Below are 12,313 nucleotides of genomic sequence, written 5' to 3' on the forward strand. Positions count from 1 at the left end.
TATTCATTCGTTTTTTATAAATTTTGTTGTTTTGTTCGTGTAATCCATTCTCCTACTAAACTCTCGAATAGTTCAGGCTGTTCAATTTGCAAATTATGTCCCGCCATATCAAGCACCGCTAATGTTGCTCTTGGATAATCTTCAATAATTTCTATAATATCTCGATAACCTACCGATATATCTTGTCTTCCTGCTAATAAAAGAACGGGTTTCTCATATTTCTTTCGGTGAAACTCCATAGTAAGAGAATAATTTTTTTGCAACCTTTCAATAAATTCATAATTAGCAACATCTAACCCCGGCTTAATTTCTTCTTTAAATCGTTTATATGTATATTCATTTGCTACCACTGCTAACTCGCTAAATTCTTTTCTTTCGGTAGAAGTTAACGTATTTAAAAACTCCTTATCTTGTACAATTATCTGTTTATCCGGTAAACGTCTTTCTTTTTGCAGCGCAACAACCACAGGACATATTAATAATAATCCATTGACTCTCTCAAACATTTTTGAAAGTATCCCTCTAGCTAAATATCCGCCGAAAGACTCTCCTACTAGTAAAAAATCTTTCTTTGGAATGATTTCTTCAATAAATATAGTTAACACTTCTAATATATGATCTGAACTATTTATCCAATCTGGAGCGTTCGACTTTCCCATTCCAGGTAAATCAATATATATTCGTTGATAACCTTCATATTTTTGAAATACTGATTCCATACATTTCATCATTAACCTATGATCCGGCGCACAGCCATGTATGATAAGGACCGGTTTCCCCTCTCCAACAATTTCATAGTATATTTCCGCACCTTTCATTCGCCATAACATAAAAAGTCCTCCCTATTTAGTGAAAATACTATCCACTCTGTAAGAATACATGTTCTTATTTTATATCCCTTTGTAACATTTTTACAAATGTTAATTTTCAGATTAAAAATAAAAACCTTACTTAAAATAGCCTATAACAATCAAAAGATCAGCTAGAAAGAGGATTCTCATCATTTTATATGCAATTGTGCATCTCCACTTACAAATTACTAAAAAACCTTTACAATTCAAAGGATGACTAAATATACAATTTCCATTTAAAATCTTGATGAAGTACATATTATCAAACTCAATATTTTTCAATTTTAAGAAGTATTAAACTCTTCAATAGTTTCCTTATAAACAAGATTTTTACAAGGAAATCTGATACAATTCTTAAATAATATTATTATGTATAGATATTACGAATATAGTGCATAATTAAAGAAGGTGATTTCATTGAAATTAAATAAAAATTTACAACTATGTATATTAATCGGAACATTAATATGCTATTCAATCTATTTTATATTTTTTTATCTGTTCCCTACTCATTTTTCAAATTCGGATGTACGCTTCGCTTCACTTATCGTTGAAGCCATTACATTTGTATCACTAATTTATTCTATATATTCTAAAAAAGTCAGTTCAAATCCATTTTGGGTATGTATCACAATAGCAATTGGGAGTTTTTTATTAGGAAAAATAGTATATACATATCAAGATAGCTTCTTCGAAATTCCAATACATCGTTTTACTATTTCTGATGTATTTTACATGTTTTTTCTACTCTTTTGTCTTATCGCTTTCAGTTATAAAATTTTAAAAGAATGCGATAAATGGGAAAAAGCGTTCTTTATTTGTGATATATGTATAGTACTTACTTCCATATTCACATTAGAGTGGTATTTATTTAATCAGCCAAATTTAAATATATTCTCTCTTTCACTAGGAGATGTATTCCTTTCATTTCTATATCCAATTGCAGATTTATTATTTCTTCTACTAGGCGTTAGTCTCTTTTTCCGTCCGACAATTTTTAATTCTAAACGGAAGATTTATATCTTTATTTTTGTATTAATAAGTTCTGCAACTTTTAACTATATTTACTTTTACTTAAATAACCATTTATCAACTGAAACGATAACATTATTACGTCTTTTATATAGAATACCTATATTATTTATTGCAATAGCTGGATCTATTTCAGCAGATCGTAATAGCCATAAAAATTATTTCATTGTTAACCCTATAATAGGAAAAAAGGCTTTAGTTGTATTTCCCTATCTTGCTGTTGCAATACTAATTGGGTTTACATTAAAAGAACAAACATCATCTTCAACTCTCATTACAGGAAATTGTATTACTTTTATTTTCGTACTCATTCGTCATTCTATTGTACGTATGCAAAACAATTCCCTAACGAAACGTTTACAGGCATTTAATGCGCAACTAGAAGAAAAAGTGACTTTACGGACTTCTGATTTAGTTCATAAATCAGAGGCTCTATCTCAAAAACAACAAAAGTTTAAATCGTTATATGAATATCACCCTGATCCTATTTTTACAATTGATTTACATGGCGTATTCTTAAATGTAAATCAAGCCGGGAGTATACTACTTGGGGCACCAACGAACGAGTTACTCGGTGAAACATGTTTTTCGATTATTTTAGATGAAGACAAACATAAACTAACATCTGCATTAGAAAAGGTGAAACAACAAGAATCGGCATACTTACAACTAAGTTCTAAATATAAAGATGGTTTTACTTATTTCTTATACGTTACCATCGTCCCTATTATAATAGACGGACAAATTTCAGGAAGCTATATTATGGTAAAAGATATTACCGCACTAAAAAAGCAACAAGAAGAAATAAAGTATTTAGCATTCCATGATACTGTAACAAAAATTGGAAACCGTGCCTTTTTCCATAAGAAATTAAAAAGAGTTATAAAACATGCTAAAACGACAGAAAGCGAGTTTGCATTATTATATTTAGACTTAGATCGCTTTAAAGCGATTAACGATACACTTGGACATTCGGCAGGAGATCACATATTAGAAGAAGTAGCGAAGCGATTCCAATCATGTCTTCCATCACATACTCATCTGTCAAGAATCGGTGGCGATGAATTTACAATCTTAATTGAAAACTATACTGACGAAGATTCCTTATTCGATTTATGCAACCAGTTATTTGAATGCATGGAAAAACCGTTTGTCATACATGAGCATACATTAACTTTATCACTTAGTATCGGCATCGCTATTTATCCACATTCCGGAATCGATACCGCTACACTTTTGAAAAACGCTAATGTTGCAATGTATGATGCAAAGGCAAAAGAGCTTAACTCTGTCTCTATTTATGACGATGTAATCGCTAAAAAAATTGAAAGACGATTACGATTAGAAAAAGATTTACCAAACGCAATACAAAATGAAGAATTGTTCCTTTTATATCAACCTCAAGTTGATAGTGAATCTAATAAAATTATCGGTGCAGAAGCTCTAATCAGGTGGAATCATCCTGAATTAGGCGTTATTTCTCCATACGAATTTATTCCGATTGCAGAAGAAACACTACAAATTATTCCAATAGGAAAATGGACATTGCAGCAGGCCTGTGAGCAAATGAAACGTTGGCACACACTCGGATATTCTCATTTGAAAATTGGTGTAAACTTATCTGCTAAAGAATTTGAACAAGAAGATTTTGTAAAGTCTATTTCTTCTACATTAGCAACTACATGCTTACCGGCAAGTTCTCTCGACCTTGAATTAACAGAGCGCATTGCAATGATGGATGAGCGAGAAACATTGATAAAGCTCCGCACACTAAAGAGTTTAGGAGTTCACATTTCAATCGACGACTTTGGTACAGGTTATTCTTCACTAGCGTATTTACCTTTATATCCAATAGATACGTTAAAAATCCCAAGAGAATTTATAACAATGTCTGAAACGTGTGAAGATGGAATGGAAATTATTAAAACGATTATCACATTAGCACATACATTAGAAATGTCTGTCATTGCTGAAGGTGTAGAAACGAAAGAACATGTGAATTTCCTTCAAAAAAATAAATGTCAGTTTATTCAAGGTTACTATTATAGTAAACCTATCCATACTCATGCATTTACTGAGCTATTAGAAATCGGTATTCACCCATAGTATATAGCTAATATGGATAAGTAATAATGAATTTGAACAACTATAGTAAAAAGGAAAGAAGATACCTTCTTTCCTTTTGTTTTTTTATTTAAATTTCTATTACTTCACCACTTCATTTATTATATCTATTAATTGACGAATCCCCTCATCATTTGTTTTCTTATATCCATTCATGTTTTGAATATATCTCTCCTTATTTGTATGCAACTTATTTATTGCATGTATGAATACATTCGTACTTATTCTGTCCTGGAGTATAACTTCCGCATATCCTTGCCGAGAAAAATATTCAGCATTTAAAACTTGATCTCCCCTACTGGAACTGTTAGTTAACGGGATAAGCAACATCGGTTTCTTCAAAAATAGCAATTCAGAAATAGCAGTAGAACCCGCTCTAGAAACTACAACACTCGCCATATTTAGTATATGCGGCAACTCGTCCCCTATATACTCAAATTGCATATAACCCTCCATACCAATAGATGAATCCACCTTACCTTTACCGCACATATGAACAATATTAAAATTTAATAGTAATGTTTCCAAACTTTCCCTTACCATATCATTTATCCACTTAGCACCTTGACTCCCACCCATAATTAACAATACTGGTTTATCTTGCTGAAATTTACAATAGCTTCTTCCCCGCAATACGTTGCCCCTCTCAATTTCTTCCCTTACAATTGGTCCTACATAAACCTTCTTCTCATTACTGACAGTTTCTCCTGTCTGAGGGAATGTTGTGCATAGTTTTGTAGTAAAAGGTAATGCTATTTTATTTGCTAATCCTAACGTACTATCTGGTTCACGTATTATTACAGGCACTTTATTCATCCACGCTCCTATTACTACAGGAACGGACACAAATCCTCCTGCCGAAAAAACAACATCTGGTTTTATTCGTTTCATCAATTTATAACTTTGTATGCAACCTTTTATTATTTTAAAAGGATCTTTAAAGTTCTCCCAATCCCAATATCTCCTAAGCTTCCCCGTTGAAATACTATTGTATTTCACATTTTGAACTAATAGTTTTTCAATTCCATTTTGAGATCCAATATACTCAACTCCCCATCCTTTTTCCATAAATTTAGGAATCAATACCATATTAATCATTACGTGTCCGGCTGTACCGCCCCCAGTAAAGAGAATCTTTTTATTCATAATTTATATCCACCTTTATCATTAAAAATCTTGTTTTATACTAATCTATTAAATGTAAGTAAACTTACTATTATTTATATAAACATGTAACTCAAATCCTATATCTTGCAAAAAATCTTTAATGAGATCATAAAAATCATTTCCATACTCACTACATTCATAATGAGCAAAGACTTGAATTACATGCCTAGTTCCTGGACCTATTACTGGATTTTTCCTATCATCCTTTTTACCTTCCACATAGGCTCGACATTTATTTATCGCCTCATAGATATACAAAACATGCTCTTCCTCATCTTTCCAGTCCAGCGTATCAACAATTAAAAGAAATAGCGTATTTTGATTATCTATTGTTTTATAGCCATTCATATATTTCTTACACCCTTTTTATTTTTCATTGAATGCAGATTTCACTACACTTCGCATACTCGAGTACATCTTTTAATGATTGATGGAATTGAATTTCTGGGACCCAACCTAACCTTTTTATATCCTCTATTACTAAACTCTCATTTGATTCGCTCCCACTATGCTCGGCTTCTTTTATGGAAAAATTCAGCTGTGTTAATTCTTTGTATTGTTCTAGTACATCTAATAAAGATCGTTTCACTCCTGACCCGACATTATATTGTTTTCCATTTATCCCATCTCGTAATAACACATGATACGCTTTAACCGCATCACGTACATCTAGAAAATCCCTACTATCTTTCAAACTGTTTACTTCAATAATTGCTTCACTTTTGTTCGACTCTATAGTTATCATTTTTTTTGCAAGAATAGAACAAATACCATTCGATACTCCTGGACCAATTAAATTCGAGGGCTTTGCAATGATAATATTTGAATTCATTAATTCACTCCACGCCTCTGCAATAATGATTTGCATCGTTTTACTTAAACTATATGGATTTGAAATTTTTATTTTGTTCATACTATCTGCTTGCAAAGCAGATCCTATAACCAATATCCTACAATGAGGTGCTTCTTGCTTAATTGCTTCTAATAAATATAATGTCCCTATTACATTAATCTCTACATATTCAAGAGCGGCTGTCCAAGACTCTATGACCGAATTCTTTCCTGCTAAATGCAATACATAATCTGGCTTTATTTGTTTCATTACCTTCATTACTTCGCTCTTATTAGTTAAATTACAAGTAATACCATTCCCAATTATTTCTCTATGCGCACGATTTTGAAACATGGGAATTACATGAAAACCCTGCTCTAAAAAATATTGGCAAGCATGGCGTCCTGTGAAGCCATTTGCACCAGTTATTAAGAGCTTCGCATTTTTTTTCATCGTAAAAACCCTCCTTTTAATAACATTTGTTTCACCTCGTGTTTTGCAAGTAAGTCTTGTTGAGAACTAAAACTCTTCACATCTACTAGCGGATAACTAGTATAATATTCTTGCAGCCCTTCTATAGGAATAGTCGGTAGTACCACAAAATAATTTTGATCAAAGCTTATACTTGTTTTACTCTCTACCTCAGATAAAAGCATTTCACTTAATTTTTCACCCGGCCTTATCCCTATCTCTTTTAACTTCACGTTTTCTTTTTTTGAATCTTCAATTAACACTTCTGCTAAATCTGTTATTTTACATGCTGGCATTTTCATGACAAAGATTTCTCCACCTCTACCTTGATATACGGCTTTAAATAACAATCCAACAGCATCTTCAATCGTTAAGAAAAATCTAGTCATATTTGCATCGGTAATCCCTACTTGTGAAGATTTTTTAATTTGGTTTTTAAAAAGTGGTACCACACTTCCGCTCGTCCCTAAAACATTTCCACCACGAACACAAATAAATTTTGTTTTCTTCGTTTGCATATTCGCATGAACCATTAACTTCTCACCAATTGCTTTTGTCATCCCATACGTATTTGATGGGTCAGCTGCTTTATCCGTTGAAACATATATAACTTTCTCAACTTGCATCTGTATAGATGCTTCAATTACATTTTGTGTACCATGTATATTAGTTTTTATAGCTTCATAAGGATAATACTCACATACTGGAACATGTTTTAAAGCTGCAAGATGGAATACATAATGTACACCTTGGCATGCATAGGCTATTTGATCTTTATCACGAATATCTCCAATAATAAATTTTAACCTATCATCATTTATAAACTGTTGCTGCATTTCAAACTGAACCGTTTCATTTCTTGAAAAAACCCTAATTTCTTTCGGGGATTTTTCTAATAGTTGTTTTATAAGTTCATGTCCCCACGAACCTGTACCACCAGTAATTAAAATTATTTTATTCAGCATCTCTTTTCCTCCTACCAAACATTTCAATTCATATAGTATTTATAAAATTTATTGAATTATTTTCAATTGATTTAAATCATAATCGTCGTTTGTTACATTTAATTGACAAAATAAAAAAACAGAAACTATTAAAAATAGTTTCTGTTTTTTTATTTCACCTCACAACAGTAAGATTTTTTATACTTTTTGCATGATAACTAAACCTTTGTAAAAAACACCGCTCATTTATTTCTTATACTCGTAATAAAATAAATAGAATGATTCATAGCCAATAATCATGTTTAAATTTATGAAAAATGGAGGTAACGGAATGTACCGAAGCAATTCAAATCATACAGATAACGGACCTTCCAAAGCACTGCCTCTCTCCCTATTTGATGTAAAAAATGAATTAAAACAAAAAAGCAAACTCATACATTCTGGCACGATGTATAAATTAACGAAAGAAGAGCAACTCATCATCAACAACATAAAAATACAAACAGAACAACTAAATAAAAATAATGTGACAAGAACACGCGCATACTACCAATTTTACATTCAATATCCAGAAATACATTGGGCACTACTTGGGCATATGGTATCACGTAACGGCGGTTGGAATATGACTGATTTAAAGGGCGATTTATATACGAAAATTTTATCAGAGAAAGATCAAATCACATTTTTTTCTTTTTTAGAAAGAGGAAATTGGCTTATTTTCCAAGATGTATATCCTCAATTTCTGCTTTATGAACAAAGTGTAAAAAGAGCACAAAAGCTATTTCACCTTCTCCCTCACCTAAATGTTTCTACATTTATGGAAACGATGTGGAACGATTTTTGGAAAACAGGTAACAAAAAAACATTAGCTATTGCAACTATTATTAATGAACAAAACTACTTAGAAAAAAGAGTGATTCAAAATATACAATTTAAAAAGACTGTACTTAATAGTATTGGATTTAAACTCTTTGATTTCTTTCAGTTTAATCATATCCTTTTCCCATTCTACGAAAATGATAAGAAACACAAAGTATTACTATTTGGTGATACAATGAAACATTTTACTTCCTTACACGAACGAATCTTAATTGGAAAAAGGTTGTATTCATTATTATTTCGAGACACACATGTTTTATCTCAAATAATAAGCTGGGCCCAGCACCATCCGCATACAGGATCAAGGAAAGATTACTGGCCCCATTTATTCTCAAGTGTAAATGAATCTTTTTCCCGTGAGTTTTATAAACGTCGAATAAAGAAATGCCAGTTGCGTACTGGCACCTATCGTATATACAGTCCTGCACTTATCTATGCATGGCGAGATATGAAGCATGAAGAAGTTGACAGTGAAGATTGGTTTACGGACTGGCAAGTTGTAAATTACTTAGTAGATAAGGAGGAAAATATAAATGGACAAATTACAGAAGACTACTGTAAAACACTCGAAAAAATTGAGTTGGCAATTCTTGCAAAGAAAAACGTCCTCCTTCGAGAAGAAGAATGATTTTCTAGCATTAGCAGTTACAATCTTACTCTCTTCTATTATCGGCACTTGCTTAGATGCTTTCTTTGTTGCAAAACAAATCTATTCCTTTCCCGTTAGACCATTCTCATCCATATTTTCAGTTAACATTGGCTTTACTTTGTTTGTACTACCGATTTTAACAACGATTTTCATACAAATTTCAAAAACATTATCTGCAGTTTCTAGAATTTTATTTATTGTTTCAATAGGTATTTGTGCTAGTATTTTTGAACAGATTGCAGAAAGATTCGGTTTCTTTATTCATAGCGTAGATTGGAATCATACATACTCTTTATTTGGCTATATGATTTTCTTTTCTTTTATTTTGAAAACATATCATTTCATACAAAAATAAAGAGACCATAATCGATCTCTTCTTAAGCATAATCTTCAGTTATTGTTAATGATATAGGATTTTGAAGACTTTTTGAACGTAAACGATAGGCAACGATTTTCTTCTTATATTGCTTGATTACATCAACATGTTCCTCATGGCTATACAGAGAAAATCTAATCTCTTTATTCCCTTTCTTCGTATTAATAACGATTGGTGTTCCTTCCCCGTGCGGTGGGAAATAATGTTTATCTAAAAATAAAGCCTCATTAAATTCATGAATAACTTGTAGTTTCATTTCTCCCACTATATTTTTTCCATCTATCGATATAGAGGTATTCTCTTCTTCAAGTTTTTGATGCAATTCAAATCTACTAATAATTGATTCTACAACAGAAGTTGGCATACTAGAAACTAGTACTTTAAGAGCGCCAAAAATAAATAATGTAACTATAAACCATGTTGTCATTTTCATCATCTCCATTATATTTTAAAATATAAATTTCGTTCCATAAGGTATAAATATACTAATGAGTATTCCGGTTACAATCATCGTCACTGAACCGATCGTCGCCTCTTTCTCGCCTTCCTTCACGAGACGGCTCACACCAATAATATGTGATGCGCAGCCCATCCCCACTCCTTTTCCAATCGTACTTGTTATACGGAAAAACTTAAGTACTGTTGGTCCGATAATAGCACCTGTTATTCCTGCAACAACTACAAAACTAGAAGTCATAGATGGAATACCACCAATTTGATCCGCTAATGAAATGGCGATAGGCATCGTCGCTAATTGCGGCAGTGTTGTTAATATGAGTTCCTTATCTATATTTAACATTCCGCCTATCACTACATTCATACTCGTTAAAGCCACTATACCTACCGCTACGCCGATAAGTATCGACAAAAAATTTTTCATAAGTATATTTCGCTCTTTAAATAAAGGTATCGCTAACGCTACAATTGCAGGACTCAATAAGCCGGAAAGAATGTCTCCCCCATTTTCTCTATACTCATGATGAGAAATACCCAAAATCAGAAATAAGCAAATCATACTTGCTGTAACTGTTAACACCGGTAACGTAAATGGAAACGGAATTTTTTTATATAACTTTGTCGCCAATACATACATTACTACAGTAATAATAATTAAGACCATTTGCATCTTGCACCTTGTCGATTTTATTTTTTTGATGCTACTAATAATTGACTTATATACCCTGAAACAATCAATGTTACTATTGTGCTTGCAACTACTAAAAGGAATATAACACTCCCCTTACTGAAAAGAAAAGACCCATATTCCATCAGCCCTGTTGTCGAAGGAATTAGAAATAACGGTAAAAATATAATTAACTTTTCCGCACCTTCCTCAAACCACTTTAATGGTAAAATACGAGTAGCAAGGAGTAAAAACAGCATTAACATCCCTATTAAACTTCCTGGCATTGATAAATGGAATACTTCCTGAATCCACGTACCAACTAAGCTAAATACATATAGCACGCCTACTTGAAGTAAAAGCGTCACGTACTTCATTTCTTTCCCTCATTTCAATATGCATCACTATTATGAAATCTCGTTTAATGTTTCCGCAAACCTCGTGATTCCCAGTTGAATTTGTTCGACATCTACTCTTCCAAAAGTAAAACGAATATATTCACTTTTAGTACCTAAAACACTTCCTGGGACAAACGCTACACCATTTCGTATAGATTCGCCTAATAAATGATATTCATCAAACGTTCCTTGCACTTTGCACCATAAATGTATTCCACCCTCTGGAACAAAAAATTCAACCTGGTCCCCCAATATTTCTTCGAGCTTTCTAATTAACACATCTCTTCTTTCTTTCAATTGTTCACGAAGCATTGCAATATGTGCATGAAAATCTGCTGATTCTAAAAACTGATTTGCCACCCACTGCGTAAATACACTATGGCCAAAATCAACTTGCTGCTTCGCATCTGCTAAACGTTCTATTACACGTGTAGGGCCAATTACCCAGCCAATACGTAATCCTGATGCAACAATTTTTGATAATGAACTTATATAAAGAACATTCCCGTTTTGATCCATTGATTTTAATGTTGGATTCACTTCTCCATTAAATGAAGTTAAACTATACGGATCATCTTCTACAATCGGTATCCCAAATTCAGAAGACAGTTCTAAAATTTTTTTACGTCTCGCCAATGAAAGCACAGTTCCCGTTGGATTTTGATAATCTGGATTCAAAAACACCATACGAATACGATGCTTTTTATGCAAATCAATTAAATCATCTGGATTCATTCCATACTGATCAACAGGTAAATGGAATATTTTTAAGCCAGCGGATTTAAACATCGGCAATGAGAAACAATACGAAGGGTCCTCAATTGCAATCGCATCGCCAGGTTTTAATAAGCATTGAACGATAAGATTAAGTGCCTGTTGTGCGCCAGATGTAATAAGGATAGAATTCGAATCCGCTTCAATTTGTTTATATTGCTGAACATGTGCTGCAATTGTTTTTCTCAACATTTCATTTCCAAGTGGATGGTCATAACCGAGGTTCCCCATAAATGTTTTCTCCGACAAAATCGTTCGGAATCTATCACTCGGAATTAATTCTGGTGACAATTCACCACTCGCTAAATTAATTAAGTCATCTTTTTGTGTTTCCGTTCTAATTTGTTGAACGAGTGGTACATTAGGTAAGAACGATCCATCCTCAACGTACCTACCCCAGTTCGGTATTCGTTTATGTGAAACACCCCATATGTCTGTATTTACCCGTGTTCCGCTTCCTTTTTGCCGTTCTACTACTCCCAGTGATTTTAATTCTTCATATGCAGCTACTATCGTACTTCGGTTCACCTGTAATTCTTTCGCTAACGTACGCTCAGAAGGTAACTTGCTGTCAGAAGGAAACTCACCTGAAGAAATACCCCTTTCAATATAATCCGCTATTTGTTTATATACAGGCGTCTTATCTGCACGATTTGGTTTCCATTCCACCTTCTTGCCCCTCTCAAAACG

At 32.8% G+C, this 12,313-nt stretch carries 12 protein-coding genes; 3 read left to right on the top strand and 9 right to left on the bottom strand.

What is annotated here, in order from left to right:
• Positions 1-14: 14 nt before the first annotated feature.
• Positions 15-830 (bottom strand): alpha/beta fold hydrolase, encoded by an 816-nt coding sequence (locus MKX31_RS16610; RefSeq protein WP_064469413.1) that lies wholly within the window; start codon positions 828-830, stop codon positions 15-17.
• Between the two features lie 438 nt (positions 831-1,268).
• On the opposite strand from MKX31_RS16610, the gene MKX31_RS16615 reads away from it, so the two are divergent.
• A complete protein-coding gene (locus MKX31_RS16615) occupies positions 1,269-3,989 on the top strand; it encodes a sensor domain-containing phosphodiesterase (RefSeq protein ID WP_064475051.1) in 2,721 nt (906 codons plus the stop codon).
• Between the two features lie 99 nt (positions 3,990-4,088).
• Here MKX31_RS16615 and MKX31_RS16620 read toward each other — a convergent pair whose 3' ends face one another.
• From MKX31_RS16620 to MKX31_RS16635, 4 genes are read right to left on the bottom strand one after another with little or no spacing between them, the layout of a single operon-like run.
• Entirely contained in the window at positions 4,089-5,153 is a 1,065-nt protein-coding gene (locus MKX31_RS16620) for an undecaprenyldiphospho-muramoylpentapeptide beta-N-acetylglucosaminyltransferase (protein ID WP_064475050.1), read from the bottom strand.
• 48 nt (positions 5,154-5,201) lie between these two features.
• Positions 5,202-5,522 carry a DUF6572 domain-containing protein gene (locus tag MKX31_RS16625; protein WP_340981331.1) on the bottom strand — a complete coding sequence of 107 codons (321 nt, stop codon included), beginning with the start codon at positions 5,520-5,522 and terminating at the stop codon, positions 5,202-5,204.
• A 25-nt stretch (positions 5,523-5,547) separates the two neighbouring features.
• The gene (locus MKX31_RS16630; RefSeq protein ID WP_064469409.1) at positions 5,548-6,459 is read right to left on the bottom strand and encodes an NAD-dependent epimerase/dehydratase family protein; all 912 of its coding nucleotides are present in this window, start codon (positions 6,457-6,459) and stop codon (positions 5,548-5,550) included.
• A complete protein-coding gene (locus MKX31_RS16635; RefSeq protein ID WP_064475047.1) occupies positions 6,456-7,442 on the bottom strand; it encodes a UDP-N-acetylglucosamine 4,6-dehydratase family protein in 987 nt (328 codons plus the stop codon). The genes MKX31_RS16630 and MKX31_RS16635 overlap by 4 nt, the downstream gene beginning before the upstream one ends.
• A gap of 310 nt (positions 7,443-7,752) precedes the next feature.
• Between MKX31_RS16635 and MKX31_RS16640 the strand changes: the two genes are divergently transcribed.
• Both MKX31_RS16640 and MKX31_RS16645 read left to right on the top strand, forming a co-directional pair.
• Positions 7,753-8,931 (top strand): DUF2515 domain-containing protein, encoded by a 1,179-nt coding sequence (locus MKX31_RS16640; protein WP_064469407.1) that lies wholly within the window; start codon positions 7,753-7,755, stop codon positions 8,929-8,931.
• A complete protein-coding gene (locus tag MKX31_RS16645; protein WP_088047322.1) occupies positions 8,894-9,307 on the top strand; it encodes a CBO0543 family protein in 414 nt (137 codons plus the stop codon). The genes MKX31_RS16640 and MKX31_RS16645 overlap by 38 nt, the downstream gene beginning before the upstream one ends.
• Before the next feature lie 22 nt (positions 9,308-9,329).
• Here the strand turns inward: MKX31_RS16645 and MKX31_RS16650 are convergent, their stop codons facing one another.
• Genes MKX31_RS16650 through pdxR form a run of 4 tightly spaced genes read right to left on the bottom strand, consistent with a single transcriptional unit; the run spans position 9,330 to position 12,292 of the window.
• The gene (locus MKX31_RS16650) at positions 9,330-9,755 is read right to left on the bottom strand and encodes a YfmQ family protein (protein ID WP_064469405.1); all 426 of its coding nucleotides are present in this window, start codon (positions 9,753-9,755) and stop codon (positions 9,330-9,332) included.
• A gap of 21 nt (positions 9,756-9,776) precedes the next feature.
• Positions 9,777-10,448: an LrgB family protein gene (locus MKX31_RS16655; RefSeq protein WP_048545914.1), complete on the bottom strand. Its 672-nt coding sequence runs from the start codon at positions 10,446-10,448 to the stop codon at positions 9,777-9,779.
• A gap of 23 nt (positions 10,449-10,471) precedes the next feature.
• A complete protein-coding gene (locus MKX31_RS16660; protein WP_000878487.1) occupies positions 10,472-10,828 on the bottom strand; it encodes a CidA/LrgA family holin-like protein in 357 nt (118 codons plus the stop codon).
• A gap of 30 nt (positions 10,829-10,858) precedes the next feature.
• Entirely contained in the window at positions 10,859-12,292 is a 1,434-nt protein-coding gene (pdxR, locus tag MKX31_RS16665) for a MocR-like pyridoxine biosynthesis transcription factor PdxR (RefSeq protein ID WP_064469404.1), read from the bottom strand.
• Positions 12,293-12,313: the final 21 nt, after the last annotated feature.

Source organism: Bacillus sp. FSL M8-0063 (assembly GCF_038005545.1).
GTDB classification, from domain to species: domain Bacteria; phylum Bacillota; class Bacilli; order Bacillales; family Bacillaceae_G; genus Bacillus_A; species Bacillus_A wiedmannii.